General features: G+C 60.3%; 28 protein-coding genes. 16 read left to right on the top strand and 12 right to left on the bottom strand.

Annotation, left to right across the window (positions count from 1 at the left end; genetic code table 11):
• The first annotated feature begins 292 nt into the window (after positions 1–292).
• The 5 genes from D0T21_RS31570 to D0T21_RS07270 all read left to right on the top strand — a co-directional run bounded on the left by D0T21_RS31570 (position 293) and on the right by D0T21_RS07270 (position 4,108).
• On the top strand, positions 293–817 hold the full coding sequence (locus D0T21_RS31570) for a hypothetical protein (protein WP_147328039.1): 525 nt from the start codon (positions 293–295) through the stop codon (positions 815–817).
• Between the two features lie 108 nt (positions 818–925).
• The gene (locus D0T21_RS07280; RefSeq protein WP_147328038.1) at positions 926–1,369 is read left to right on the top strand and encodes a hypothetical protein; all 444 of its coding nucleotides are present in this window, start codon (positions 926–928) and stop codon (positions 1,367–1,369) included.
• 985 nt (positions 1,370–2,354) lie between these two features.
• Entirely contained in the window at positions 2,355–2,711 is a 357-nt protein-coding gene (locus D0T21_RS31565; RefSeq protein WP_147328037.1) for a hypothetical protein, read from the top strand.
• 385 nt (positions 2,712–3,096) lie between these two features.
• A complete protein-coding gene (locus D0T21_RS07275; RefSeq protein WP_116994313.1) occupies positions 3,097–3,513 on the top strand; it encodes a hypothetical protein in 417 nt (138 codons plus the stop codon).
• 271 nt (positions 3,514–3,784) lie between these two features.
• Positions 3,785–4,108, top strand: coding sequence for a hypothetical protein (locus D0T21_RS07270; protein WP_116993861.1), 324 nt, complete (start codon positions 3,785–3,787; stop codon positions 4,106–4,108).
• 287 nt (positions 4,109–4,395) lie between these two features.
• On the opposite strand, the gene D0T21_RS07265 is transcribed toward D0T21_RS07270, so the two are convergent.
• The 5 genes from D0T21_RS07265 to D0T21_RS07245 form a co-directional block, all read right to left on the bottom strand.
• Complete coding sequence (locus D0T21_RS07265) at positions 4,396–7,302, bottom strand: TonB-dependent receptor domain-containing protein (protein ID WP_116993862.1); 2,907 nt, start codon at positions 7,300–7,302, stop codon at positions 4,396–4,398.
• Between the two features lie 140 nt (positions 7,303–7,442).
• Positions 7,443–8,252, bottom strand: coding sequence for a hypothetical protein (locus D0T21_RS07260; protein WP_116993863.1), 810 nt, complete (start codon positions 8,250–8,252; stop codon positions 7,443–7,445).
• 64 nt (positions 8,253–8,316) lie between these two features.
• Positions 8,317–9,060, bottom strand: a complete 744-nt coding sequence (locus tag D0T21_RS07255; RefSeq protein ID WP_116993864.1) for an NRDE family protein — start codon at positions 9,058–9,060, stop codon at positions 8,317–8,319.
• Positions 9,051–9,338 (bottom strand): DUF4936 family protein, encoded by a 288-nt coding sequence (locus tag D0T21_RS07250; protein ID WP_116993865.1) that lies wholly within the window; start codon positions 9,336–9,338, stop codon positions 9,051–9,053. Before D0T21_RS07250 ends, D0T21_RS07255 begins: the two co-directional genes overlap by 10 nt.
• Position 9,339: 1 nt before the next feature.
• Entirely contained in the window at positions 9,340–10,356 is a 1,017-nt protein-coding gene (locus tag D0T21_RS07245) for a folate-binding protein YgfZ (protein ID WP_116993866.1), read from the bottom strand.
• Between the two features lie 155 nt (positions 10,357–10,511).
• Between D0T21_RS07245 and mltG the strand changes: the two genes are divergently transcribed.
• The 5 genes from mltG to D0T21_RS07220 are packed head-to-tail and all read left to right on the top strand — an operon-like array spanning position 10,512 to position 14,142.
• Positions 10,512–11,501 carry an endolytic transglycosylase MltG gene (mltG, locus tag D0T21_RS07240; protein WP_199538632.1) on the top strand — a complete coding sequence of 330 codons (990 nt, stop codon included), beginning with the start codon at positions 10,512–10,514 and terminating at the stop codon, positions 11,499–11,501.
• A 5-nt stretch (positions 11,502–11,506) separates the two neighbouring features.
• Positions 11,507–12,130: a dTMP kinase gene (tmk, locus tag D0T21_RS07235; RefSeq protein WP_116993867.1), complete on the top strand. Its 624-nt coding sequence runs from the start codon at positions 11,507–11,509 to the stop codon at positions 12,128–12,130.
• A gap of 42 nt (positions 12,131–12,172) precedes the next feature.
• Positions 12,173–13,207, top strand: a complete 1,035-nt coding sequence (locus tag D0T21_RS07230; RefSeq protein WP_116993868.1) for a DNA polymerase III subunit delta' — start codon at positions 12,173–12,175, stop codon at positions 13,205–13,207.
• Between the two features lie 10 nt (positions 13,208–13,217).
• Positions 13,218–13,601 carry a PilZ domain-containing protein gene (locus D0T21_RS07225; RefSeq protein WP_036622204.1) on the top strand — a complete coding sequence of 128 codons (384 nt, stop codon included), beginning with the start codon at positions 13,218–13,220 and terminating at the stop codon, positions 13,599–13,601.
• A gap of 19 nt (positions 13,602–13,620) precedes the next feature.
• On the top strand, positions 13,621–14,142 hold the full coding sequence (locus tag D0T21_RS07220; RefSeq protein ID WP_116993869.1) for a GNAT family N-acetyltransferase: 522 nt from the start codon (positions 13,621–13,623) through the stop codon (positions 14,140–14,142).
• A 3-nt stretch (positions 14,143–14,145) separates the two neighbouring features.
• On the opposite strand, the gene D0T21_RS07215 is transcribed toward D0T21_RS07220, so the two are convergent.
• Positions 14,146–15,153, bottom strand: a complete 1,008-nt coding sequence (locus D0T21_RS07215) for an alpha/beta hydrolase (RefSeq protein WP_116993870.1) — start codon at positions 15,151–15,153, stop codon at positions 14,146–14,148.
• 68 nt (positions 15,154–15,221) lie between these two features.
• On the opposite strand from D0T21_RS07215, the gene D0T21_RS07210 reads away from it, so the two are divergent.
• The 5 genes from D0T21_RS07210 to D0T21_RS07190 all read left to right on the top strand — a co-directional run bounded on the left by D0T21_RS07210 (position 15,222) and on the right by D0T21_RS07190 (position 18,379).
• Positions 15,222–16,001: a TatD family hydrolase gene (locus D0T21_RS07210; RefSeq protein ID WP_116993871.1), complete on the top strand. Its 780-nt coding sequence runs from the start codon at positions 15,222–15,224 to the stop codon at positions 15,999–16,001.
• Between the two features lie 7 nt (positions 16,002–16,008).
• Complete coding sequence (locus tag D0T21_RS07205) at positions 16,009–16,680, top strand: ankyrin repeat domain-containing protein (protein ID WP_116993872.1); 672 nt, start codon at positions 16,009–16,011, stop codon at positions 16,678–16,680.
• Between the two features lie 135 nt (positions 16,681–16,815).
• Entirely contained in the window at positions 16,816–17,739 is a 924-nt protein-coding gene (locus D0T21_RS07200) for a methyltransferase domain-containing protein (protein ID WP_116993873.1), read from the top strand.
• Between the two features lie 59 nt (positions 17,740–17,798).
• A complete protein-coding gene (locus tag D0T21_RS07195) occupies positions 17,799–18,047 on the top strand; it encodes a hypothetical protein (protein ID WP_116993874.1) in 249 nt (82 codons plus the stop codon).
• A gap of 131 nt (positions 18,048–18,178) precedes the next feature.
• Positions 18,179–18,379 carry a hypothetical protein gene (locus D0T21_RS07190; RefSeq protein ID WP_020703231.1) on the top strand — a complete coding sequence of 67 codons (201 nt, stop codon included), beginning with the start codon at positions 18,179–18,181 and terminating at the stop codon, positions 18,377–18,379.
• A 12-nt stretch (positions 18,380–18,391) separates the two neighbouring features.
• Here D0T21_RS07190 and D0T21_RS07185 read toward each other — a convergent pair whose 3' ends face one another.
• The 4 genes from D0T21_RS07185 to D0T21_RS07170 are packed head-to-tail and all read right to left on the bottom strand — an operon-like array spanning position 18,392 to position 21,028.
• Positions 18,392–19,051: a glutathione S-transferase family protein gene (locus tag D0T21_RS07185; RefSeq protein WP_116993875.1), complete on the bottom strand. Its 660-nt coding sequence runs from the start codon at positions 19,049–19,051 to the stop codon at positions 18,392–18,394.
• Between the two features lie 24 nt (positions 19,052–19,075).
• Complete coding sequence (locus tag D0T21_RS07180) at positions 19,076–19,534, bottom strand: SRPBCC domain-containing protein (RefSeq protein WP_116993876.1); 459 nt, start codon at positions 19,532–19,534, stop codon at positions 19,076–19,078.
• Complete coding sequence (locus tag D0T21_RS07175; protein WP_116993877.1) at positions 19,521–19,877, bottom strand: helix-turn-helix transcriptional regulator; 357 nt, start codon at positions 19,875–19,877, stop codon at positions 19,521–19,523. The genes D0T21_RS07180 and D0T21_RS07175 overlap by 14 nt, the downstream gene beginning before the upstream one ends.
• A gap of 50 nt (positions 19,878–19,927) precedes the next feature.
• Positions 19,928–21,028: a phospholipase A gene (locus tag D0T21_RS07170; RefSeq protein WP_116993878.1), complete on the bottom strand. Its 1,101-nt coding sequence runs from the start codon at positions 21,026–21,028 to the stop codon at positions 19,928–19,930.
• A gap of 195 nt (positions 21,029–21,223) precedes the next feature.
• On the opposite strand from D0T21_RS07170, the gene fusA reads away from it, so the two are divergent.
• Positions 21,224–23,335: an elongation factor G gene (gene fusA, locus D0T21_RS07165; protein WP_116993933.1), complete on the top strand. Its 2,112-nt coding sequence runs from the start codon at positions 21,224–21,226 to the stop codon at positions 23,333–23,335.
• Here the strand turns inward: fusA and D0T21_RS07160 are convergent, their stop codons facing one another.
• The gene (locus D0T21_RS07160) at positions 23,336–23,827 is read right to left on the bottom strand and encodes a hypothetical protein (RefSeq protein WP_116993879.1); all 492 of its coding nucleotides are present in this window, start codon (positions 23,825–23,827) and stop codon (positions 23,336–23,338) included.
• A 307-nt stretch (positions 23,828–24,134) separates the two neighbouring features.
• Positions 24,135–24,944 carry a sterol desaturase family protein gene (locus D0T21_RS07155; protein ID WP_116993934.1) on the bottom strand — a complete coding sequence of 270 codons (810 nt, stop codon included), beginning with the start codon at positions 24,942–24,944 and terminating at the stop codon, positions 24,135–24,137.
• Positions 24,945–24,972: the final 28 nt, after the last annotated feature.

Genomic DNA, 24,972 nt, shown 5'->3' with positions numbered 1-24,972 from the left:
TATTAAATAGAAGCGTATATGAACAAGAAATTTCTCATAAGCGCCCCTGCGGGCGCGGGTGCTGGAGCTGTTATCTACAGTGGCTTATTAAATGGCTTTTCGCACCTCGATTGGTATAGAGTGATCACTACCGTGATAGTCGCGTTTATTATTGCTCTGCCTTTGGTTCTATTTTCGGCGAAGAAGGACTAGTTGCCTGTGCCTGTAACCGGCCATTAACAGACGATGTTTAACGTAGGGTAAGCACCTCGATGAAGATCTTGGCTCAGCAAATTCGCTTGATAGGACATGAATGAGAGAACGATTGTTGGAATCATTGGGGCGAGGAATACTTGTCGAATTTCCAAGCTGCTGGAATAAAGAACAGTCATTAGTGCGGCTGAGAAATTTATTGTCTCCACACCACTGTGGCATGATTACCGATGGATTGCTAGGGCATGTAGAGGATGAAAGTATTGTGCTGAAAGCTCCATTGGAAGAGTTCAAGCGCGCATCTGGTGATATGTTTTCCGGACGACTCCAGGATGATGGTCAACGGGTGCGACTTGTTGGGGAGTTTCGTGTTTCCACATATAACACAATGATCACGATACTGTTTTCAGGCGCCATGCTACTTTTTGCATTGATTTCAATTTCTACCGGCTTAATCGGCCTTATCAATCGAACTGTGGCGGTGTCTGATGCATTGGGAAGTATTTTATTTCTGCCACTTCCCACTATCACGCTCGGTCTGCTACTTATGTGGTGGCAGTCTTTGAGCCGAAAAGAGGTTGCCTTAATAAGTAACGAAATTAAATATGCGCTCGCTAGCAGATAAGTGCTTCTCCTGGCGCAACCGGCCAGAATTGGAAGTTGAGGACTGGGTTAATGCGGCCAGAAGGTGTCGCTCATAACACAATGAAATGATGCGCAGATGATATTAATTATGCGTCGACGGCTCATCGCGTACTTGATCAGGCTAGCGTTTGCGATTCCTTGCGCTTTTTCATTGGGCTCTGAAATCGGATACGATACCGAACCGAAAATTGATAAAATAATATTAGAGGAACGTGGTGTGGATGTATTCAACGTGGAGGGACGCTACTTGGTTGATGAAGGGGGCGAAGTGTTCATGCGCATTTCTTGGCCAGAAAAAAAGCGGTTAACACTAGGATTTTCCAACGAAGATAGTGCAGTTCGACAGTTCGGAATCGAGGAGGCAATTAAGAAAATTGACTTAAAAAGGTTCTGCGGGCTAGAAGGCACTGCGGCCATTCAAATCTCAAACATGCAGATGGGTGAAGGTCCAGCGAGAAAGTGGCATACAGCGCAGCTGGTTCGTGTAATCGCGAAGCAGCCGTATAAAATGCTTGCGTGCTCAAACCGATAAATGGATACAGTCCGTAGGCGGCTGTGGATTCCTCCGGTCAGTCGGCGATGGAATGCACTCGGCCAAAAAATCTAACTTTACATTTTCCCCTTAACTCACAAATTAGGATGAAATGGGTTCTGAGATTATTGTTCTATTTATCGTGATGTGCATTCCATGTATAGCTTATTTCGTTCGCCGAACTTGTTCACCTGGAAAAAGACTTCTCGGCTTCGTTTGCATAAACGTTGTATTAGTTGGTGTGGTTTCTCTTGTTTATTTCACAGATGAGGGAGCTCAAGCACGCATCATCATCCTGCTCGTCAGTGTCTTGTTTTGCCTCTTCACGTTGCTTCACATGATTATTTCGGCTGTTATGGCTGGCGTGAAATCTATGACTGAAAAATGAATATTTCTCAGTCGACATAATCCGTTTGCGAATCAATAGTTTTACGGCTAACGGCCACTTTTTATTGACTGTACAGCAAAGTAGGGGAACCCCTACGGTAATTCATATGGGGAAGACCGACACGAAGTAGCGGGTTTCCTTGATGCCGCTTCCGGCCCGTGTCGCCTAAATTGAATCCGAGGCGAGCGCCGCTTGCCGCCAATGGGAGTACCGATCATGGAACCGAAACCATCCAGCCCACCATCAGGCGACGCCAGTACCTTCGTCCCATTGCCGAGTGGCGATCCCAGGCCATATGTCACGCCCGAACGCATCCGCGAACAACTGGGGTGGAAACTGCTTCAGTCGAACTAGCGATAGCCTGTGGCCTTCCCTTAGCATGACGGACACTTTCGCTATCGATGTTAGACCTCCTTTGGCCGGAGTCCTACTATGCGTGTTCGCGGCGCTACCATCATCGTATTGTGGGAATGTGTGATATTTTCATTTCGGCAAGCTGGTATCCTGTTGACTTGGGCCGGGACCGGCCAAAGCCGGACGGTTGCGCCCCCACTAAATTTGTTGTGCGTTTGACGCTCGGCACGAAAGAAGACTACCTTGAAAAAAATAGCGATTCGCTTGTTTTATGCAGGTTGTGCCAGCTTTATGCTGCTGTGCTTCAGTGGGTGTACAACGGTTCGAGTTGATGAAAGACAGGCATACTGGGAAGGTGAAATCAAAACGAATCTACCGTCCGGCGCAAGTCTCGAAGAAGCCAAACAATTCTTTTTCGCTCGCGGTTTGGACCTGCATTGTTTTGTCTCTGGCCCTGATATGGACAATGCTCACTTAGCGCTTGAGCACAAAGTAGGACGATTCCTTTGGACTGAATATGACATTGCCATAGTCGTTGATATTTCGAAAACACAGCGCGTTGAAAAGGCTAGGGTATTACGCTGGGGCGTCGGACTCTAGCGGCAGTCACAATTCGGCCAATAACGGACGGACTCAAGCTTGTGTGGCTCTTTGAAGTTTTACCATAATTCGTTCAGTGCCGAATTTCTTTGAATTTTTAAAAGTATGAAAATTATAAAACAACCTATATCACACTTTCTTTGGGGATTCATGGGGAGTCAAATCGGTGGACTCATTTACTCAGTTACATCGCATCGGGAATTCGACTGGACTCGTAACATTTTCTTCGGCCTATTTTTCGGGGTTGTTATTCTTTTTTTGCCGACCTGGAAGCGAAAGTAACACATGCTTTAGTCGGTAATCGGCCATTGGCGGACGCTGCCGTTAACATCCCTTGCTATTGCCTGGATATTATCTATCTATCTTCTTTAGGAACTGCTCATAGATGACGTTTCATATCAACCGATATCCGACTATTAGGGAAATTTCTGAATTATCGGCCTTAGCGAAAAACACCCCTGTGGCCGAACGTGTCGACAGAATAAGCATCGATAATTTCCGACTTGCCGAGGACCGCCAGCGCAACGCATTCATGTTCCGAACTGGCGCACTCTCTCGAGATACCGGTATGCTTAATCATTACTTACTGTATTTTATGCGGCACTGGTTCGATATCCGCAGCAGTGGGAGGGATATCTTCGAAGTCAGTTTTTACGATTTTCCTCCAAACTTGGAAATGGATAGAAAATGGATTCAACAATGCTTCGGGCAAGCCGCAAGGATTTACGGTTGGGATGGACACGGTGGGGATACGCTCATATTTGACCCGATTTTTCGTGAGGACGATTGGTATCTTGGTTGATACTTTATATTCACAAAGTTAAGTGCGCGCACTTTGACAAAGTTCGGTCCAAAGTGCCACAAACATACCACTCGCTGACCGTCCGCAGTAGGGTGCGGATTCAACCGGTCGATGCAACATACTATATCGATTATATTGCGCGCAAGATCGAACCGTTCGCATACAATGCGAGCTATTTTGCGGAACGAGAAGATGTGTGTTTGTTTGATGCTCTGACACGATAAGTTTACATTTCGAAAACCTTGCCAAATAATTGAAAGTCCGATCTCAAATGAATAATCCATCCAAGAAATTAAGAGTTATCGCCATCTCATTCAAGATTCTTTGCTTCATCGGGTTGTTAATTTCGGCCTGGATGCTAGCGACGCACGGCTTCGACTGGTCCATGCTGTTTCTCCTGCTCAGCACGGCCGGTATTATTTCGGAATCGAACGCACGAATTGCGTCCATGCTCGGCAGCGATGCAAGCGCGGCGCTGTCAAATAATAGGCAAAGAAAGGGCGAGGAGAGAAGCACGGAAACCAAGGTTCTAGGGGCGATGACCGCGGTGGCTCTCCTCTGTCTCATTGCATCGACGATCTATTCTCTACTTTAGGGTATCTCGGCGTCCGCTTAGTGGATGGAATTGACCACCGCGCGCCTTCACGCGGCCAGCTATCTTATCCATGAATGGTGGGACGGTAGTGATGGCCCAAACCGACACGGAGCTTTTGACTCGTGGGTCGAGACTTTGGATGCTGTGTCTCAGTTCATTGCCGAGTCTGGATGGGAAATCCATTGGAAATAAAATGTAAGACTGAATCCACAGGCGGAAGCCGCCTGTCATCTGACGCGTTGTGCCAGCTCAGGTCTGAGCTAGTAAAGATGAGCATTCCTTGCAATTTAAAGATTGCCGCGCACGCCGAGGTAGTAGCGGCGGCCGATCGGATCGTAGACGCTGGCGTTGGTCTCGGTGCCGATGGTGTCGCCGGTCAGGCCGCTGATCACCGGCGCGGGCTTGGTGTTGAAAGCGTTGTCGATGCCGAGGTAGAGCGAGATGGTCTTCTTTAGCGCGTAACTGAACTGGAAGTCGTTGACCGTCTTGGCGCCAACCTTGACGCTGCCTGCCGCGAGCTTGAACTGCGATAGCAACTGGTCGTCCAGCGCCGAGGCGCCGATGTAGCTGGTAGTTGACCTGACGGTCCAGCGCTGCCACTGGTAGCCCAGGTTGAGCATGGCCTTGTTGCGGGGGAAGCCTACTTCTCCGGCTGACTGGTCGGCGGGCGCGCCCCGCAGCGGGATGGCGTAGAACTCCTTCAAGTAGGTGTAGGCCAGGCGTACCGCCAGCCGCCCCGGTCCCAGCTGGCCGGCCCAGGCGCCGGTGAGGTCGACGCCAGAAGTGCCGGTGCCGCCGCTGTTGGAAACGGCGCTGTCCACATAGGTCAGCGCACCGGCGCTGAATGCCCCGGCATTGCTGGCGCGGCGCGTGATGAATTTGCAGAAGCTGCTGTTGCCGGCGTTGTAGCACTGGTCCAGTGCGTATTGGCGCGGCGTGGCGATGATGGCGTCGGCGATCTTGATGTCGAAGTAATCGACCGTGAAGGTGAACTTGCCGGGCGTGAGCACCACGCCGACAGTGCTGGACCTGCCTTGCTCCGCCTTCAGGTCCGGGTTGCCCCGGTTGAAGCCGCTCAGCGCCTGGATATCGGTCTGGCTGAGCGTGAACTTGCCGTTGGCGGCGATGTTGGCCATCACCCCGGCGTCGGCGCGGCAGGCGCTGTCGCGCGCGCCCTGTGAGCTGGCCGTGACGCCGCTGCACGGATCGACGATGCCGGTCGGGAAGACTTGGCTGGGCGGCAGGAACAGCTCGTTGATATTCGGCGCGCGGGTTGACAGCGCCCGGGTGGCGCGCAGCTTCACCATGTCGGCCGGCCGCCATTCAAAGCCGGCGTTCCAGCTGTTGGCGGTGCCGACGGTGGAGTAGTGGCCGGAACGGAACGCTCCCAGGAAGCTCACGTCCTTCGCGTATGCATAGTCCTTGAGCAGCGGCAGCCGGGCCTCGGCAAAGAACTCGCGCACCGAGAAGCTGCCCGCAGTGGCGGGGATGGCTGCGCCGGAGTTGAGGCCTCCCTGGGTCAGCGCGTCCGGCACGCTGGACGAGCTTTCCTTGCGCCATTCGAAGCCCGCCGCCAGTCCGACTTTACCGGCCGGTAGCGCAAAGGGTTCGCCGCTGACCGAGGCGCCGGCCAGCTTCTGCGTGATCTCCACGGCCAGCGTGCTGGGTACCGTCACATAGGCCAGCGCGGCTGGCGATATCGTGTTGTAGCCGAACAGGTTGAGCGGCGCGCAACCCTGTGTGCGCGCCGCCGCGTCGGCGCAGACCACCGCGCCGCTGGCGTCGGGTATGGCTTGCAGCGCGTTGCGGAATTTCTGGAGGTCGACTTGGCCGTCGGCGCGCTGGTTTTCGCGGGTTTTGCCGTAGACCAGATAGCTGTCGTAGCGCCAGCCGTCCAGCGTGCCTTTCAGGCCGGTGGCCAGGCGCGAAGTGTCGCGGTCGATGCCGGCCTGGCGGTTGCCCACTTCGGCCAGGCGGCGGCTGAAGCTGTAGTCGCGCAGGCCATCGCCGGTGGTGTCGGTGATGCGGTCGAACAGGTATTGCGGCACCAGCGGATTGCGCACCGCTATGCCGTTGACCATGGTCTCGGCCGGCACCTGGCCGTTGCTGCTCTTGTAGAAATCGGCCGAAGACAAAGCCAGCGGTTCGATGATGGTGCGCACCTTGGTGCTGCTGTAGTTGGCTTCGACGAAGCCGGTGACGGCCGGCGTGAAAGCGTGTTCGCCGTCCAGCGCCAGCAGGTAGCGCTCGGTCGGCACGGCGATGGTGCGGTAGGCCGAGCGGTTGAATCCGGTCGCTGCCAGGCCGAGGCTGGCGTCGCCATTGGTCGACCAGGGGATCACGTTGCCGTTGCGGTCGTAGGTGTAGTTGCCGGCCTTGCCGGCGGCATCCTTGTTGTAGAAGAAGCGGCCCTGCGGCGCGGCCGACGAATAGTTACGCACCGCCACAAACGCATCGGACGCCTGTCCGCTGCTGAGTATTTTGGAAATCTGGTCATCGGCCGAGATGTCGCGGTCGCGCGAGTACACCGCGCCTTGGCGGCTGTAGGCCAGGTTGGCCATGAGGCTGCTGCGGCCGTCGGCGCTGTTCAAGCCGTAGCTGAGCGCCAGCTTTTTCTTGAAGTCGTCACCGTGGCTGCTGCGGCCGCCGCCTGCGTCGAAGCTCAGGCCGCTCAGGTTGCGCTTGAGGATGATGTTGATGACGCCGGCCACGGCATCCGAGCCGTAGGTGGCCGAGGCGCCGCCGGTCATCAGCTCGACGCGCTCGATGAAGTCGGTGGGGATGGCGTTGAGGTCCACCGCGCTGCTGCCGGACACGCCCGCCACGAAGCGGCGGCCGTTGACCAGCACCAGCGTGCGGGCCTCGCCCAGGTTGCGCAGGTTGACGGTGGCGATGCCGCCGCCGGTCGGCAGGAAGTTGGAGTTGGCGCGGCTGAAGGCGGGTGCGCCCAGCGTCGGGTTCTTTTGCAGCAGCTCTTGTAGATTGGTGGCGCCGGAGGCGGCAATGTCGGCCGCGCTGAGGATTTGCAGCGGCGATGGCGATTCCGCGCCGGGCAAGGCCAGCCGGGTGCCGGTGATCTGCACGGACGGGATGGCTGGCGCGCCGTCCTGCGCCCAGCCGGCCTGGCTGCCGAGCGCCATGCCACACGCCCCCAAAGTGTGCCATGTGCTGCGGCGCGAGATCGACAGGCTCATGCTAACCCTCCTGAATGACAGAAAACAGGATTGCGTGTTGCTAGCGTTTTGTTTCTAACAGAGCACTTTACGCAACAAGATAGCAAGGTGCAAACAATTTACGGCGGGGCCGGCCATAAACGCAACACAGCCGGAGGCGGCTAGTTGTCGTACTTTTTGAGCAGGGCGCTCAGGCGGGCAGGGCCATGCGTGCCATACCATTGCCAGATGGCTTCGGCCTGCTGGCGGTTTTGTTCGTAGTAGGTTTTGTTGAGGGCCAGCCAGGCGGTGGTCGAGAACAAGGGCTTGTTGAGCCGGGTGAATTCGTTGCCATAGCGCGCCGCCACGGTGGCGTCCATATCGTCCTGCGACGCCAGGGACACGGCGAAACCGTCGATGCGGTGGCGCCGCAGCTTTTCGAAATTGGTGTCGGGATTGGCGGCGCCCTGGTCGACCTCGACGCCGCGTTCGCGCAGCACCTTGATGTGCGGCGCGCCATGCGACAGGCCGATGATACGGCCGCGCATGACGACCGCCGGGTCGCCGTTCTTGGCCAGGTGATCGCTGGTGCGCACAAACACCACGCTGTACAAGGCCATGCCGCGGGTGGGATCAGGTTTGCCGTGCTTGTTAAGCGGGTAGACGATATTCGGCGAGGGGCCGACCACATCGGGAGAGAACAGCGAGGTGGCGTCGATCTTGCCGCTTTCCATGCTGAGGCGCAGGCGCGGCGGCGGCATGCGCAGCATCACGGTGGTGCAGCCGGCGCTGGCGGCCGCTTCGCGGGTCAGTTCAGCCAGCGCACCGGCGGCTGGCTTGTTTTCGTCCGGGCCGACGCCCAGATAGTAGGGTGGCACGGCCTGGTCGGTGTAGCCGAAACGCAGCGGCGCGCAGGCAGCAGCGGCTTGCCCGGCCAGCAGGGCCAGGAAAGTAACAGGCAACAGCGCAGACAACAACGGCGGTACACGCATAGGCGTTCGGCAAGTGATAAGCCTGCGGCGGGCCGGGCTGGCCTTGCGCAAACAGGTCTGCTTGCTAGTGTATCAGCATCTCTTGCAAGGTCGCAGGTGCGTCGGCGTAGAGCTTGACCACGGTGGAGGTGCGGGTGCCGTAGCTCGGGCTTTCGATCCGCACCGCCGACAGCATGCGTTCCAGGTCCAGCGGCACGCCGGTTTCCGGCAGGCGCTGGTCGGGCGCGGGCGTGGTGTCGGCCAGCATTTCGAAGTAGGCGTCGTCCGGCGCGCCCAGGCACAGCAGGCTGGCGAACTGGGCCTTGGTCTTCAGCACCTTGGGCCACGGCGCGTCCAGCAGCGCGTTCGACAGGCCGTACACGCCTGGTTCCAAGGGCTTGCCGTTGCGCGGGTCGTCGTCGCCGCGGTTGGAGAACCAGATCAGCGTGTCGCCGTCGCTCAGCACCAGGTTGAAGCCGTTGTAGGCGCCGGCGTCGGCGCGGATGGCGTCGACGTATTCCTGCGGCGTCATGTTGCCGGCCAGGTAGTCGGCCACCAGGTGGCCGCGCGAGGGCGCGTTGTCGCGGTGTTCGGACGGTGCGCGGATGTTGGTGATGGCGGCAAAGCGCGAAGCCTTGCTGCCCGCCGCCGGCTGGGTGATGCCCATCCAGCTGCCGCCGGCCTGCAAGTCGCGGCCGGCGAAAATCTGCGGATGTTCCGGCCACGGGGCCGCCGGCGCGGTGGCGCGCTGGTAGAACTCATCACGGTTGGCGGCTGCCACCAGCGGTACCGCAGGGATGACCCGCCAGGCAAAAACGATCAGGCACATGTGACTAAATCCATAAACAATTCGGTGTGACGCGGGCCGGCGGTCCAGGCGGACAAGCCGGCCAGTTCGACGGCTTCATCCAGCGCGGACGCGAAGCCGGCCGGCGTGGCGGCATACACTTCCATCCACGTCTGTTTGCCATCCTTGGTTTCCGGACGGCGTTTGAGCTGGTATGCGACGCCATGCCGCGCGCCCAGCGCCGCCTGCATCGGGACGACCGCCGCCAGCAAGGACGCCGCGTCGGCATCCTTGACCTGATAGTAAATGTAGAGATCCATGCTAGAGGTCGAGTGGGTCCAGCACGTATGGCATGTCGAGGAAGACCAGCGGTGCGCCGCCGGCCGAGCCGAGACGGACCGAGGCCGCTTCGATGGCGGCCAGCTTCATTTCGACCAGCGCGTCGATGCCGCCTTTGCCGTTGGGGGCGGCGTTGACGACCATACCGCATGGCTGCTCGGGATCGGCGGTGGCGAACACTTCAACACCCGCCGCAGCGGCCGCGTCGGCGATGCTGACCAGCGTGGTGCGCCGCTTGAGCTTGCCCAGATACTGGCTGCGGGCGACGATTTCCTGGCCCGGATAGCAGCCCTTCTTGAAATTGACTGCTCCCAGCAGCTCGAAATTAATCATCTGCGGAACGAACTGTTCCTGCGTAGCCTTGGTAATTTGCGGAATGCCGGCGTGGATTTCCGACAAATGCCAGGCATCGGTGCGGCCCACCGACAGCTTGGCGGCCAGCTCGGGCGCCACCGTCTGCGCGACTTCGGCCGACATCAGCCACTGGTAGCGCGGCGCGCCAAACGCATCGGCCACGCGGATCAGCGTACCCAGCGGATGGTCGACCTTGGTGAACGGTTGCGCCGGCAGCGGGTCGAACCAGTTTTGCAGCGCGGTTTCGGCCATGCCGCCGCCCAAGCCCAGCACAACCTGGTTGGCCGGCAGTTCGCTCGCATCGCTGAGTTTGGTCTTGGCGCGCAGCACGAACATCGCCAGGCGCTTCTGCACCGGCGCCTGGATCTCGCGCGGCAGTTGCAGGAAGATGGTGCTGGCGTTACGCCACATCAGGAACGAGGCCAGCAGCCGGCCCTTGGGCGAGCAGTAGCCGGCCAGGCGGACTTCGCCCAGGCCCAGGTGCTCGACGTCGTTGGTCAGCTGATTGTGCAGGAAACTGGCCGATTCCTCGCCGTCCAGCGCGATCAGGCCCTGGTCGCTGATCGGCGCGACAAAGCCCACGGCGAGCTGGGTGGTGGTCAGCGCCTGGGCTTGCTGAGCTAAAAGTTCATTCCAAGAAGACATAATTTCCAATAATTTGACGATTAAAGCATTATCATTACGGGCTCATTATAGTGATGTCGGACGGATCGCGTCGGATACCGCGCAAAACGCGTACTGGCGGACTGTGCCAAGAAGTGGCAAGCTGTGCGACTTGTTCCAACCCTATGGCTTTAACAATGGCTTTTATCAAAAAAATCATCACTTTGTGCATCATGCTGGCGATTGTCGGCGGCGGCTACTTTATGTATTGGTCCCAGCACCCGATCATCGGCGACGAGATCGAAGCCATTGAATTCACCATCGCGCCCGGCAGCGGCGCCCACGCCGCCGGCCAGCAGATCGCCGAAGCGGGCGTGCCCATCGAGCCCTTGCTGTTCAACCTGCTGGCGCGCGTGACCAACAAGAGCGGCAAGCTGAAGGCCGGTGCCTACGAACTCAAGCCCGGCACCACGCCGCTGCGCCTGATCGAGCAGCTGGTGCGCGGCGAGTTCGCGCAGGAGCAGCTGACCATCATCGAAGGCTGGACCTTCCGCCAGATGCGGGCCGCCATCGCCGCCCACAAGGGCATGAAGCACGATACGGTCGCCATGTCGGACAAGGAAGTGATGCGCGCCATCGGCTCCGAGTACAAGCTGCCGGAAGGGCTGTTCTTCCCGGATACTTATCTGTTCGCCAAGGGCGCCAGCGATTTGCAGATCTACAAGCAGGCGCACGCCATGCTGCTGACCCGCCTGAACGACGCCTGGGACAAGCGCGATCCGGCGCTGCCGTACAAGACGCCGTACGAAGCGCTGACCATGGCCTCCATCGTCGAAAAGGAAACCGGGCAAAAGTCCGAGCGCGGCATGATCGCCGGCGTGTTCGTCAACCGCCTGAAGCTGGGCATGCTGCTGCAAACCGACCCGACCGTGATCTACGGCATGGGCAACAAGTACGATGGCAAGATCCACAAATCGGATCTGGAGACGGACACCCCGTACAATACCTATACCCGCGCCGGTTTGCCGCCGACCCCGATCGCCTTGCCGGGCGTGCAATCGCTGGCGGCGGCGTTGGCGCCGGCCAAGACGCAGGCGCTGTATTTCGTTTCCAAGGGCAACGGCACCAGCCAGTTTTCCGATAATTTGACCGACCACAATCGGGCAGTGAACAAGTTTCAAAGATAAGTTTTATGACTCAACACCGCGGTAAATTCATTACGTTCGAAGGCATAGACGGCGCCGGAAAATCGACCCACATAGCCTTCGTCGGCGACTATCTGAAGGCGCGCGGCGTCGACCTGGTCAGTTCGCGCGAGCCGGGCGGCACGCCGCTGGGCGAGAAGCTGCGCGAGCTGGTGCTGCATGAAAAAATGCACCTGGAAACCGAAGCGTTGCTGATGTTCGCCAGCCGCCGCGAGCACATCGCGCAAGTGATCGAGCCGGCGCTGCATCGCGGCGCCTGGGCCATTTCCGACCGTTTCACCGACGCCAGCTTCGCCTACCAGGGTGGCGGCCGTGGCATGGACCTGGCCAAGCTGGAAGCGCTGGAGCAATGGGTGCATCCGCACCTGCAACCAGACCTGACGCTGCTGTTCGACGTGCCGCTGGAAGTGGCGCGGGCGCGGCTGGACGCCACCCGCTCGCTGGACAAGTTCGAGCAGGAAAAGGCCGATTTCTTCGCCTCCACCCGCAACGAGTACCTGCGCCGCGCCACCCAGTTCGCCGGCCGTTTCCGCGTGATCGACTCGACCCAGTCCATTGCGGACATCCAGGTCCAGATCGCCGCCATCCTCGATGAAATGCTTGCACTTTAAAAGTATTGCATAAGCGCTTGTTTTAAAACAGAATACCAAACAATGAGTAATTCCATATATCCGTGGCAGGAAGCGTCCTGGCAGCAGCTGCAACTGCTGCGCCAGCGCATGCCGCACGCCATCCTGTTTCATGGCGCCGCCGGGATAGGCAAATCCGACTTCATCGAACGCTTCGCCCAGGGCTTGCTGTGCGAGGCAGTGTTGCCGGACGGCCATGCCTGCGGCCAATGCGCGTCCTGCGGCTGGTTCTCCCAGCAAAACCACCCGGATTACCGCCGCGTGCGGCCGGAGGCGCTGGAAGACGAACCCGCCGCCGAGGGCGAGGAGGGTGAAGGCGAAGCCAAGAAGACCGCCAAGTCGACCAAGGCGCCGTCCAAAGAGATCAAGATCGAGCAGATCCGCAATCTGGCGGACTTCATGAACATTTCCACCCACCGCCAGGGGCTGCGGGTGGTGGTGCTGTATCCGGCCGAAGCGCTGAACATGCCGGCCTCCAACGCGCTGCTGAAGACGCTGGAGGAACCGCCTCCGGGCACGGTGTTCCTGTTGGCCTCCAACAGCCTGGACCGGTTGCTGCCGACCATCCTGTCGCGCTGCCGCAAGTTCGCGCTGCCGATGCCGAGCCACGCCGAAGCGCTGGCCTGGCTGAAGTCGCAAGGCGTGGCCGACGCCGACAGCTGGCTGCGCGAGCAGGGCGGCGCGCCGCTGGCGGCCATGGCGCAGGCCGAAGTCGGCAATCGTGACGATCTGGAAGTGTTGCTGCAACTGCTGGCCCACCCCAGCGTGGAAGGCGCGTTGAAAGTTGCCGACAAACTGCAAAAAGTGCCGCTGAGTGCACAAGTTTCATGGTTGCAGCGCTGGCTTTATGATGTGTTTTCCTACAAACTGGCAGGTAACATCCGGTACTATCCGCGTTACCAGAAGGAACTCGCCAGCCTGGCCGGCAAGATCCACGTCAGCCGGTTGCTGGCCGCGATCAAGGGCGCCAACGAGCGCCGCGCGACGGCCGATCATCCGCTGTCGCCCAAGCTGTTCCTGGAGGATATGTTGCTCGATTACGCCGCCTGCTGCGCCTGAAAGGGAATTAATGTCTGCTGCCAGCCCTCTCGACCCGAACACCGTGCCTGCCGTCGCACGGCCGACGGTATTGTCGCTGGCCATCAAGGAGAAGGCCGCGCTGTACGCGGCCTATATGCCTTTCCTGAAGAACGGCGGCATGTTCGTGCCGACCCAGAAGCCCTACAAGATCGGCGACGAGATCTACCTGATCCTGGCGCTGATGGACGACGTCAACAAATACCCGATCGCCGGCAAAGTCGCCTGGATCACGCCGCCCGGCGCGCACAACAACAAGGCGCAGGGCATAGGCGTGCACTTTCCGGAAGACGAAAGCGGCCAGCGCGCCCGCCTGCGCATCGAAGAAATCCTCGGCGCGGCGCTGCGTTCCTCGCGCGCCACGCATACGCTTTAATCCCTCACTGTTTTTCGACATGACCACAGCTTTCCGCCATCGCCTCGCCACGCTCGACGACTTGACTACCATCGTCGCCATCTACAACACCACCATCGCCTCGCGCGAAGTCACGGCCGATACCGAGCCGGTGTCGGTGGAGTCGCGCCTGGCCTGGTTCCACGAGCATACGCCGGAGAAGCGCCCACTGTGGATCATCGAGCAGGCCGGCGACACCTCCAGCAAGCCGGAAATCCTGGGCTGGATGTCGTATTCGAATTTCTATGGCCGTCCCGCCTACTCGGGCACGTCGGAGATTTCGATCTACCTGGCTGAGGCCTGGCGCGGCAAGGGCGTGGGCGGCTACTGCATCGCGCAGGCCATCGCTCACGCGCCGGCGATCAAGGTGCACACCTTGCTGGGCTTTATCTTCGGCCATAACAAGCCCAGCCTGGGCCTGTTCGCCAAATTCGGTTTCGAGACCTGGGCCAACCTGCCCAAGGTGGCCAATCTGGACGGCGTCGAGCGCGACCTGATTATCCTGGGCAAGCGCGTCGGCTGACCGTTATTTGAGCGCGCGGTCCACCGCCGCGCGGATCTGGTCGCTTGCGCAGACCACCGCCGAGTGGCCGCAATCGCCTTGCAGCACCGTGGTCGTTGCCCGGATCTGGTGCGCGAACGCCAGCGCCGGCGCCGGATTGACGATCAAGTCCTGGCGCGGGTTGATGATGTGGACCCGTGCTTTGACCTTCTTGGCGGCATCGTCGCCGATATCCTGCGTCAGGAAGGCGCGCATTTGCCAGCGCGTGTCGTTGGCATCGGCCGCGTCCGGGTCATCCGCGACCGTCTCCGCGATGAATTTATCCACTTCGGCCGGCTTGGTCTTGGCCGCGCGGTAGGCCGGCGTGTCGAAATTCAGCGAAAAGATCTGGTGATACAGCGGCAGCTTGGGGTTTTGCTTGTAATCGCCGTTGGCGTATTCCGGGTCGGCCAGCATGGCCGCTTCCTCGGTGCGCCAGAACAGCAGGTCGTAGCTGGTCTGGCGCGGCGTGCCGGCGATCGGCACGGCCACGTCCATGTAGCCGGGGTGGCTGACCATCCACTGGAAGGCCTGCGTCGCACCCATCGAATAGCCGACGATGGCGTGGACGTGCTTGAGGCCCAGCTTCTCGCTCAGCAGCCGATATTCCGACTCGACCATGTCCCGCACATTGAAGGCCGGGAAGGCCGTACCGTGCTGCGTCGCGCTGTTGGATGGCGAGCAAGCCACGCCATTGCCGATCGCGTCGATGACGATCACATAGTGCCCGGTGGTGTTGAACAGTCCCTTGGGGCCCAGCAGCGATACCGCCTCGCTGCTCTTGCCGGTGTGCCACGGCAGGAAGACGACGGCGTTGGAGCGCGCCGTGTTCAGCGTGCCGACGGTGCGGTAGCCCAGCTTGCAATCCTTGATGACGGCGCCGCTTTCGAGCCGGACGTCGCCGAGGTCGGCAAACTGCTGGGGCGGCGCATCGGCGGCGCTGGCGGCCAGCGGCAGTGCAAGTGCGAGGGCAGGCGGAAGGCGGCTGAACATCAGGCAAACTCCGGAAGTGAATGGGAACGCCGATTCTAGGCCAGGCGTGCTTAGGTTACAATCACGGCATGTTTATCGATTCCCATTGCCACATCAATTTCCCCGAGCTGGCTGCTCGCATGCCCGAGATCCTGGCCAAAATGGCCGACAACAAAGTCACCCATGCGCTGTGCGTGTCGGTCGACTTGCCGGATTTCCCACAAGTGCTGGCGCTGGCCCACGAGTATCCGCACATCTACGCCTCGGTTGGCGTGCACCCGGATTATGAGGACACGCCTGAACCGACCGTCGAACAACTGGTGGAGCTGTCCAACGATCCGAAGATCATCGCCATCGGCGAGACCGGGCTGGACTACTTCCGTCTGCAAGGCGACCTGGAATGGCAGCGCGAGCGCTTCCGTACCCACATCAAAGCTTCAAGAATCACGCGCAAGCCTTTGATTATTCACACCCGCAACGCCAGCGAGGACACCATACGCATCATGCGCGAAGAGGGCGCAGGCACGGAGGCGGGCGGCGTGGCCGGCGTCATGCACTGCTTTACCGAGTCGCTGGAAGTGGCGCGCGCGGCGATCGAGATGGGCTTCTACATCTCCTTCTCCGGCATCGTGACCTTCAAGAGCGCCAAGGATCTGCAGGCGGTGGCGCTGGAAGTGCCGCTGGAACGCATCCTGATCGAGACCGATTCGCCTTACCTTGCACCTATGCCGCATCGCGGCAAGATGAATGAGCCGGGTTTCGTGGCCCATGTCGGCGAGTACATCGCCAAGCTCAAGGGCGTGCCGCTGGAACAGGTCGCCGAACAGACGACTGCCAATTTCTTCAAACTATTCAACGTTGTAGCGTAATCTTTTAATGCTGAATCTATCCAAACGCCGCTTGCTGTTGGCCACCTTGGCCGCCACCCTGACGATGCCGCTGCTGGCAGCCGAGCAGACCGAGGATGAAGTCGACCTGTTCCGCGCCGCCCAGTTGGACAACGTCTCCGGCGTTAAAAAATTGCTGGAACGCGGACTGAGCCCCAATCTGCGCGAGCCCGGCGGTGAAACCGCGCTGATCGTCGCGATGCGTTACGAGGCCTACCGTGTCGCCACCTTGCTGATGGATCAACCAACCATCGACCTGGAAGCGAAGGCGCCCAACGGCAATACCGCGCTGATGATGGCGGCCTTCCGTCAAAACAAGGCGACCGTATTGGACATGCTCAAGCGCGGCGCTCAGGTGAACCAGAAGGGTTGGGCCGCCTTGCACTACGCGGCAGCGGCCGGCAGCACCGACATCACCAGCATCCTGCTGGAACACCACGCCTACATCGACGCCGAATCGCCATCCGGCATGACGCCGCTGATGATCGCCGCCCGCGAGGGTCAGGAGAAAGTCGTGGAACTGTTGCTGGAGCAGGGCGCCGACGCGACCCTGAAAGATGGCGGCTTCCACCAGACCGCCGCCGAGTTCGCGACCCACGCGGACAAGCCATGGATCGCCAAAACCATCAATGCCCACCTGGCCGCGAAGGCCCAGCGCTAAGGGCGTGCCGAATTGACAAGGCCCGAATTGGCGGGCTTTTGGCGCTTATCTCCGGGTTTGGTTCGTCAAGATTGTTAACGATAATGGATCCAGTGCATTGCCTCCAGACACAATGCGCATTAACCAAGGATATCCATGCTGAACGAACGCGAGATTGAAAGCTGCTATCTGGGGCAATTCATTCCAGTCCACTACCATCACAATATGCTGATGGATCAAAACCGTATGCACGGCTTCAAATCGGCCATCGACTACGCGGTCAAGCCGGGCGCCAAGGTCTTGGAGCTTGGTGGCGGCACGGGCGTGCTGTCGTGGTTCGCGGCGGCCAAGGCGGACAAGGTGTATTGCGTCGAATTCAATCCCGACATGGTCAAGGAGGCGCGCAAGATGCTGGCGCTCAATCCTAACGGCGAAAAGGTCGAAGTGGTCCATGCCGACGCCTTTGAATACCTGCCGCCGGAGCCGGTCGATGTCGTCATCTGCGAGATGATCCACGTCGGCATGCTGCGCGAGAAGCAGGTGGAGGTGATCGAATCGTTCAAGCGCCGCTATACCGAGCGCTTCGGTGGCCCGCTGCCGGTGTTCCTGCCGGAAGCGGTCATCATGGCGGTGCAGCCCCTGCAGCAGGAATACGATTTCGAAGGCTTTTACGCGCCCATCGTGCAATTCCAGGAAACCAATGTGATTTATCCGGGCACCGTGGAAGTGGCGCAGCCTGCCGTGTACAGCATCATCGACTTCAACCAGCCGAATGACCTGACCTACGCGTGGCAGGGCAAGTTCGTGGTCGAGCGCAGCGGCGAGATCAACGCCATGCGTTTCGTCACCAAGAACATCCTGGCCGTGGTGTCCGAGCGCTCGACCACCATCGACTGGCTCAACCACTACATGACGCTGCCGCTGGCCAGCCCGGTCAAGGCGCGCGAAGGCGATGTGCTGCAAGTGAGTTTCCAGTACCGCGCCGGTGGCTCGATTCCGTCGCTGCAAGCCTCGCTGCGCGCTGAAATCCTGTACGAAGCGGCGCTGCAACCGGGCAGCTACGTGCCGGCCTACGCTTAAAAAGCTCTTCACGCGGGTCGTTCTGAAGCGTATATTTCGTCTTTTGCAGAAAGAAATATATGGAACAGAACGACCAACGCTACCTCATCCAGCAGAACAAGATCGCCGACGGCGACCAGAAACCACCCGTATTTGCCAAAGTCATGCGCAGCAAGGACGGCGCGTTTGAAGGCGTTTCCTTCATCAAATCGAAGGAAAAAGCCTCGATATTGACCATCGAACAAGCCAACCAGGCGATCGAATGGGCTGCCAAGAAGAAACCGAACGCCCACGAGTACGTCACCAAGATCATCTGCGTCGGTCAATAATCCCCATTCATTCCCTGTTTCGCGCGATTGATCGCGGTTTTCTGCCGTTGGTCGCATGCCAATTGCCCGCAGGGGAGCGCCGCACTACAGTGACAGCATTGACAACGCATCAACTGGATCGGGAGCATCTCATGTTCGGATTTCTGCTGTGGCTGGTTTTGCTGTTCCTGTGCTGGCCGCTGGCCCTGCTGGCGCTGGTGCTGTATCCGCTGTTCTGGCTGATCACCTTGCCGTTCCGCCTGATCGGCATCGGCGTTGAAGGTGTGTTCGAACTGCTGCGCGCCGTGGTCATGCTGCCGGCGCGCATCCTGCGCGGCTCGCCTGGCCGCTGATAGTTGCCGACGTCAGTCGCGGTCCGGCGCACCCAGTGGAAAGTAGGGACGGAACCATCGCGCCTCTTCCACCGCGCGGGCGAACGAGGGGCGCGCAAGCAAGCGCGCACGGTAAGCCCGCAGCAGCGGAAATCGCTCGGCAATCTGAACCGTCCAGTCCGCGTAGAACAGCGCCGGCGCTGCGGCACAGTCGGCCATCGTGAAATCCGCACCTGCGGCCCAAGTCCGGTCCGCGAGATGGCCTTCCAGCCACGCATACGCTGCGTCCAGCTTGCCCGCCGCGTAGGCCAGCCCTTCCTCCTTCTTCGCCTCTACGCCTGACATTGCTTCGCCCACCGCGTGTTGCACGGGGCTCATTACATGCAGGTCGAAAAAACGGTCGAGAAAACGGGTTTCCAGCGCGGCCGCCGCATCCATGGGGAGCAGGCGCACCGGCCCAGGATGGCTGAGTTGCAGGTGCTCGATGATGATGCTGGTCTCGGCGACGTTGCGCTCGCCATCCACCAGCAGCGGAAATTTGCGCAGCGGCCAGCGCCGTTGCCATTCGGCCGTGTGCTGCGGCGTATCCGGCCCGATGCTGCGGAATTCAAACGGAGTGTCATTTTCGTAGAGCGCAATCAGCACTTTCTGCGTGTACGATGAAAATGGATGTCCATACAGTGCGAGTGACATATCGAGAGTCTCCAGTCGTGTGAGTCAAGCCAGGTTTTGCCTGAGATAGGCTTCCAGATTCGCCAGGTGCTGCTTGCCGCCCTCGAGTGCGCCGTATTTCTCGACCACCTCGTCGCGCGATGCCTTGTCGGGGAACAGCGAACGCATGGTGACCAGCGTTCCCTTGCCGGTTTCCTGCAGGGTGACGCAGGCCTCGAACCAGACGCGCTCGCCGTCGCCCTGGTCGTAGACCATCCTGGAGGGCGGCGTGATTTCCTTGAATACCGCGTGGTTGGGGTAGCGGGTGCCGTCGGGCCCCACCATCTCAAAGGTCCAGGCGCCGCCGACGCGGAAATCCATGGTCACGCCTTCGTTGCGGAAGCCATCCGGGCCCCACCACTGGTTGGTATGCTTGGTCTCGGTCATGACCTCCCAGACCAATTCGCGGGGAAACGGTATTTCCCGCTCTACGACTAATTCGCGTTCGCTGTTACTCGTTGCCATCTCTTTCTCCTCGTTCTATTTGCAATGTATGCAGGTAACCTTCCAGGCGGTCCAGGCGGGATTCCCAGACCTTGCGTTGCTCCTCTATCCAGTCCGATGCCGTATTCAAGGATGCCTGTTCCAGACGACAGGGGCGCCACTGGGCGTTCTTGCCGCGACTAATCAACTTGGCCCGCTCCAGCACCTTCAGGTGCTTGGTGATGGCCGGCTGCGACATGTCGAACGGCTCGGCAAGTTCGCCCACCGTGGCCTCGCCTTTGCACAAACGCGCCAACATCGCCCGCCGGGCCGGGTGGGCCAAGGCGGTGAAGATCGCGTCAAGCTGGTTTTCGTATTTAACCATTTGGTTATATTGGACCGTAAAAGCCTCCCTGTCAATGGGAGGCGTAGCGTTTAGAAATCGACCAGGAAACCGGCGCCGAGCGACTTTTGCGAGTAGTTGTAGTCGATCAGGCTTTGGCCGTAGCCGCTGAAGGCTTGCAAATAGCCCTTCAGGTTGGCAAGCACGGGGAACGACCAGCCGGCCTGCAAGGCGCCGTGGCGGGTCGAGAAGTTGCGGCGCGCCAGCAGCGAGAACTCGTGGCCGTTGTTGCGGTAGCTGAGGTTCAGGTCGCCATGACCCAGGAAATCGACGATGTCGATGTTGTCGTTGTCCGAACGGGCGTTATCTAGCCGCTTCCAGATGCGCAATTGCGCCGCCAGCTTGCCGTGCTCGGCGCCCACTTCCGCATACACCCGGTTCCAGCTGCGCGACAAGGTCGAGGTCTGGCCGTTCGACTGGTGCACCATGCCCACGGTCAGGTAGCGGACGTCGAGCGCGCTGCCCAGGTCCAGGTTCAGCGGCGTGGTCAGCATCAGCTCGGGCTGGTAGTTGGTCTCGCGGAAGGGACTGGAGGCGGCGCGGTTGTACGCCTGCCAGAAACTGTTCTGGGTGTAGCCGAACCACAGGTCGATGGGCGTCTTGAACGCCTGCTCGATCATCTTCATCTTGAAACTGAGCTGGTAGGTCAGCTCCGTGTGCTGCGACTTGATGCCGGCCGGCGTGAAATCCTCAAAAGGCGCATCATTGGAGCTGGTGCTGTAATTGGCCAGCAGCAGATAGGTGTCGCGGTGCGGGCGGAAGTTGAATACGCCGCGCTTGGCCGAGCGGTCCAGCTCCCACCACTGCACCATGCGCGAGACGGTGTCTTCCGGCGGTATCGTGGTGATCGCGGCGACCTTGGCCGGCAACACGGGCTCGGCGGGCGGATCGGCCGGCTGGGTGCTGGAAGGCAGCGTCAAGGCGGTGGCCAGTTTGCTGATCTTGCCAGGGTCGGGCACGCCGACCGCGGCGCCGCCGACGGCCTGCAACGCCGGGCCGGACTTGGCCAGGCCGTCGTAGCAAGCCAGGCGGGCGCTGGCGTCGCCCAGCACGGAGCAGCGTTCGATGCGCAGTTCCAGATCGGTGGCCGCTGGCGGTGTTGCGGACTGGGCTAAAGCCAGAGCCGGGGCCATGCCCAAGGACAGAAGAAGGGCGCGTTTCGATGGAACAGTCATGGCGTACTTTCAGTTAAACTTGCTAGTTATTCTACAGCCTATATTAATTGCCGTTAGTCATGTCGCACGACAGGAAATAGATCCGTACTTGAAATTTGCAGTAATCACCACACTTGAGACTTCCTGCATTCATATTGCATCAAGGAGAGAATGATGACCCGCAAGACCCCCATCGAGCGTTACCGCAACATTGGCATCAGCGCCCACATCGACGCTGGCAAGACCACGACCACGGAGCGCATCCTGTTTTATACCGGCGTCAATCACAAAATCGGCGAGGTGCACAATGGCGCCGCGACGATGGACTGGATGGAGCAGGAGCAGGAACGCGGGATCACCATCACCTCCGCCGCCACCACCGCCTTTTGGAAAGGCATGGCGGGCAATTTCGCCGAGCACCGCATCAACATCATCGATACGCCGGGCCACGTCGATTTCACCATCGAGGTGGAGCGTTCCATGCGCGTGCTCGACGGCGCCGTCATGGTGTACGACGCGGTGGGCGGCGTGCAGCCGCAATCCGAGACGGTCTGGCGCCAGGCCAACAAATACGCCGTGCCGCGCATCGCCTTCATCAACAAGATGGACCGCGTCGGCGCCGACTTCTTCCGCGTGCGCGAGCAGATCGCCACGCGGCTGAAGGGTGTCGCCATTCCGATCCAGATTCCGCTGGGCGCCGAGGACAACTTCCATGGCGTGGTGGACCTGGTCAAGATGCGCGCGATTAACTGGGACGACGAGAGCCTGGGCGTCAAGTTCACCTACGAGGACATCCCCGCGCACCTGCAAGCGCTGGCGCAGGAGTGGCACGACAAGATGGTCGAGGCCGCCGCTGAAGGTTCGCCCGAGCTGCTGGAGAAATACCTGGACGGCGGCGTGCTGAGCGAAGAGGAGATCAAGGCCGGACTGCGCCAGCGCACCATCCGCAACGAGATCGTGCCCATGCTGGCCGGCAGCGCCTTCAAGAACCGCGGCGTGCAGGCCATGCTGGACGCGGTGGTCGAGTATCTGCCGTCGCCGCTGGATGTGCCGGCCATCGCCGGTCATGACGAGGACGACAATCCGATCGAGCGCCATCCGAGCGATAGCGATCCGTTCTCGGCGCTGGCGTTCAAGATCATGACCGATCCGTTCGTCGGCCAGCTGACCTTCTTCCGCGTGTATTCGGGCGTGGTCAATTCCGGCGACACGGTCTACAACCCGACCAAGAGCCAGAAGGAGCGCCTGGGCCGCATCCTGCAGATGCACGCCAACGAGCGCAAGGAGATCAAGGAAGTCTACGCCGGCGACATCGCGGCGGCGGTGGGCCTGAAGGGCGTGACCACCGGCGATACCCTGAGCTCGCCGGACCACGTGATCGTGCTGGAAAAGATGATCTTCCCGGAACCGGTGATCTCGCAGGCGGTCGAGCCGAAGACCAAGGCCGACCAGGAAAAGATGGGCATCGCCCTGAACCGGCTGGCGCAGGAAGACCCGTCGTTCCGCGTGCATACCGACGAGGAATCGGGCCAGACCATCATGTCCGGCATGGGCGAGCTGCACCTGGAGATCCTGGTGGACCGCATGCGGCGCGAGTTCAGCGTCGAGGCGACGGTGGGCAAGCCGCAGGTGGCGTATCGTGAAACCATCCAGAAGACGGCCAGCGATGTCGAAGGCAAGTTCGTCAAGCAGTCCGGCGGACGCGGGCAGTACGGCCACGTGGTGCTGACGCTGGAGCCGATGGAGCCGGGCAAGGGCTATCTGTTTGTCGACGCCATCAAGGGCGGCGTGGTGCCGCGCGAGTTCATCCCTGCGGTCGACAAGGGCGTGCAGGAAACCCTGCGCAGCGGCGTGCTGGCCGGCTATCCGGTGGTCGACGTCAAGGTGACGCTGACCTTCGGCTCCTACCACGACGTCGATTCGAACGAGAACGCCTTCCGCATGGCCGGTTCGATGGCCTTCAAGGACGGCATGAAGCGCGCCGATCCTGTGCTGCTGGAACCGATGATGCAGGTGGAAGTGGAAACGCCGGAAGAGTTCATGGGCAACGCCATGGGCGACCTGACGGCGCGGCGCGGCATGGTGCAGGGCATGGACGAGATCCCTGGCGGCGGAGGCAAGATCATCCGCGCGCTGGTGCCGCTGGCCGAGATGTTCGGCTACTCCACCACGCTACGTTCGCTGACGCAGGGCCGGGCGACGTACACGATGGAGTTCAAGCACTACGCCGCCGTGCCGAAGCACATCCTGGATCAGATCGCCGTCTCGTCCAAGGCGCGCCACTGATCAGTCGAAGACCTTCAGCTTGAGCTGAACGGAAATGGCGCCATAGAGCCGATCTTTGTAGGTCGGCACTATGGCGACATTGACGCCCACGCTCTTGTATTCGAAGCTGGCGGTCGGGATGGCCGCCAGGAACCAGCCGCCGTCGCGCATCTTGGGGTAGCCGTTGAAGCCGCCCGCCACCGCCCCCAGCCGCACCGGGCCGATCTTCCACGGCTGGTAGTACACGCCCACATAATTTGAATAGCCGCGATCGCTGTTGTAGAAGCGGCCCGCCGTCGCCGACGCCACCGTCGAAAAACGGTACTCGCCGCCCAGGCCGGGATTGCTATCGTTCAGGCCTTTGTCGCGCTGGAAATGGTAGGAGTAGAAACCGCCGTTCAGCCACACTTCCTTCAGCGGTGCCGATTCGATGGTTTCGAAGGTGTCGGCCACGGCCGCGCCGGACAGGCCGGCCAGCAGCAGCGCGCCGGCAATGCGTAAACTTTTGATCATCCGAAGCTTTCTTCGTCATAGTGAGGACGTTGGATTATAGCGAAGGATTGCGTCCTCCTTGATCTGGATTAGACGGGAAATATTTTCCTTGTGGAAAATGAGAGCTCCACGTCCAACAGGGGGATTTCCATGAAACGCATACGTACACCGGCCTGCACCCTGGCCATCGCGCTGGCGCTGGGCGCCTGCGCCTCCACCACCAAGCCCGGCCCGTCATCATGGGGCACGAGGTGGCGCACCAGACCCGCATCGCCGACCTGAGCGCGTTGATGCCCAAGGTCACGCCGCTGTACGAAGCGGCGCGCCGTTAGCTGTGCGTGGTGGGCTGGCGCTGGCCGGCGTCGGCTGCTGTGGAGGTGGTTTCAGCCAGGCCGTAGGCCATCGGCCAGTCGGCCGGCAAGTGCCAGGTGCCGAATACGCGGTCGAGGAAGGGCAGGGTCGACGAGAAGTTGCGATCCAGCGGCGCCAAGCTGGTGTGGTGCCAGTGATGGAAGGCCGGCGTGGCGATGAGTGATTCCAGCGGGCCGAGCCGGACCCGCAGGTTGGAATGGATGAAGAAGCCCCACACCGTGCCGATGATGATCACCAGCGCCGGCGTGGCGCTACCGCCCGCGCTGGCGCCGGCCAGGCCGAGCACGTACAGCGGCGTCATGCCGAACAGCCGGGTGACGATCATGTCGACCGGATGCGCATGCGTGTTAATCAGGAAGTACAGGTGCTCCGGCTGGTGGTGCACCGAATGGAAATGCCACAGCCACGGCAACTGGTGGCTCAGGCGGTGCCCCCAATAAAAGCCGATTTCCGCGATCAGCAAGGACAGCGGCAGTTTAACCACCAGCGGCAAGGCGCCCACGGCGGCGGGCACGGCGGCCGGCAGCAGCGCTTGCGCCGCCACGGCGACCACCGACATCAGCGCGCCCAGGATGGCGGCCGGCAGCAGGCTGTTGAGGAAATACAGGCCCAGGTTGATCGCCAGCGCGCGGCGCGGCAGGCGGGCCTGGCGCACCGCGAGCCAGCGCTCCAGCGGCACGAACACCAGCGACAGCAGCACCAGCCACACGCACAGCCGCCCCACGTTGACGGCAAAAGTAGGCAGGTAGGCGAGCAGTTGGTTCATCAGTGTCATGGCGTAGTAAAGGGCGGAA

The organism is Duganella sp. BJB476 (assembly GCF_003416895.1).
GTDB lineage: Bacteria > Pseudomonadota > Gammaproteobacteria > Burkholderiales > Burkholderiaceae_D > Rugamonas.
This window is presented reverse-complemented; position numbering and strand designations above follow the sequence as displayed.

Excerpts from the sequence above, each read along its gene's own strand:
- D0T21_RS31570 (WP_147328039.1), top strand. The coding sequence starts at position 293 with ATGAGAGAACGATTGTTGGAATCATTGGGGCGAGGAATACTTGTCGAA.
- D0T21_RS07280 (WP_147328038.1), top strand. The coding sequence starts at position 926 with ATGCGTCGACGGCTCATCGCGTACTTGATCAGGCTAGCGTTTGCGATT.
- D0T21_RS07275 (WP_116994313.1), top strand. The coding sequence starts at position 3,097 with ATGACGTTTCATATCAACCGATATCCGACTATTAGGGAAATTTCTGAA.
- D0T21_RS07270 (WP_116993861.1), top strand. The coding sequence starts at position 3,785 with ATGAATAATCCATCCAAGAAATTAAGAGTTATCGCCATCTCATTCAAG.
- D0T21_RS07265 (WP_116993862.1), bottom strand. The coding sequence starts at position 7,302 with ATGAGCCTGTCGATCTCGCGCCGCAGCACATGGCACACTTTGGGGGCG.
- D0T21_RS07260 (WP_116993863.1), bottom strand. The coding sequence starts at position 8,252 with ATGCGTGTACCGCCGTTGTTGTCTGCGCTGTTGCCTGTTACTTTCCTG.
- D0T21_RS07255 (WP_116993864.1), bottom strand. The coding sequence starts at position 9,060 with ATGTGCCTGATCGTTTTTGCCTGGCGGGTCATCCCTGCGGTACCGCTG.
- D0T21_RS07250 (WP_116993865.1), bottom strand. The coding sequence starts at position 9,338 with ATGGATCTCTACATTTACTATCAGGTCAAGGATGCCGACGCGGCGTCC.
- D0T21_RS07245 (WP_116993866.1), bottom strand. The coding sequence starts at position 10,356 with ATGTCTTCTTGGAATGAACTTTTAGCTCAGCAAGCCCAGGCGCTGACC.
- mltG (WP_199538632.1), top strand. The coding sequence starts at position 10,512 with ATGGCTTTTATCAAAAAAATCATCACTTTGTGCATCATGCTGGCGATT.
- tmk (WP_116993867.1), top strand. The coding sequence starts at position 11,507 with ATGACTCAACACCGCGGTAAATTCATTACGTTCGAAGGCATAGACGGC.
- D0T21_RS07230 (WP_116993868.1), top strand. The coding sequence starts at position 12,173 with ATGAGTAATTCCATATATCCGTGGCAGGAAGCGTCCTGGCAGCAGCTG.
- D0T21_RS07225 (WP_036622204.1), top strand. The coding sequence starts at position 13,218 with ATGTCTGCTGCCAGCCCTCTCGACCCGAACACCGTGCCTGCCGTCGCA.
- D0T21_RS07220 (WP_116993869.1), top strand. The coding sequence starts at position 13,621 with ATGACCACAGCTTTCCGCCATCGCCTCGCCACGCTCGACGACTTGACT.
- D0T21_RS07215 (WP_116993870.1), bottom strand. The coding sequence starts at position 15,153 with ATGTTCAGCCGCCTTCCGCCTGCCCTCGCACTTGCACTGCCGCTGGCC.
- D0T21_RS07210 (WP_116993871.1), top strand. The coding sequence starts at position 15,222 with ATGTTTATCGATTCCCATTGCCACATCAATTTCCCCGAGCTGGCTGCT.
- D0T21_RS07205 (WP_116993872.1), top strand. The coding sequence starts at position 16,009 with ATGCTGAATCTATCCAAACGCCGCTTGCTGTTGGCCACCTTGGCCGCC.
- D0T21_RS07200 (WP_116993873.1), top strand. The coding sequence starts at position 16,816 with ATGCTGAACGAACGCGAGATTGAAAGCTGCTATCTGGGGCAATTCATT.
- D0T21_RS07195 (WP_116993874.1), top strand. The coding sequence starts at position 17,799 with ATGGAACAGAACGACCAACGCTACCTCATCCAGCAGAACAAGATCGCC.
- D0T21_RS07190 (WP_020703231.1), top strand. The coding sequence starts at position 18,179 with ATGTTCGGATTTCTGCTGTGGCTGGTTTTGCTGTTCCTGTGCTGGCCG.
- D0T21_RS07185 (WP_116993875.1), bottom strand. The coding sequence starts at position 19,051 with ATGTCACTCGCACTGTATGGACATCCATTTTCATCGTACACGCAGAAA.
- D0T21_RS07180 (WP_116993876.1), bottom strand. The coding sequence starts at position 19,534 with ATGGCAACGAGTAACAGCGAACGCGAATTAGTCGTAGAGCGGGAAATA.
- D0T21_RS07175 (WP_116993877.1), bottom strand. The coding sequence starts at position 19,877 with ATGGTTAAATACGAAAACCAGCTTGACGCGATCTTCACCGCCTTGGCC.
- D0T21_RS07170 (WP_116993878.1), bottom strand. The coding sequence starts at position 21,028 with ATGGCCCCGGCTCTGGCTTTAGCCCAGTCCGCAACACCGCCAGCGGCC.
- fusA (WP_116993933.1), top strand. The coding sequence starts at position 21,224 with ATGACCCGCAAGACCCCCATCGAGCGTTACCGCAACATTGGCATCAGC.
- D0T21_RS07160 (WP_116993879.1), bottom strand. The coding sequence starts at position 23,827 with ATGATCAAAAGTTTACGCATTGCCGGCGCGCTGCTGCTGGCCGGCCTG.
- D0T21_RS07155 (WP_116993934.1), bottom strand. The coding sequence starts at position 24,944 with ATGAACCAACTGCTCGCCTACCTGCCTACTTTTGCCGTCAACGTGGGG.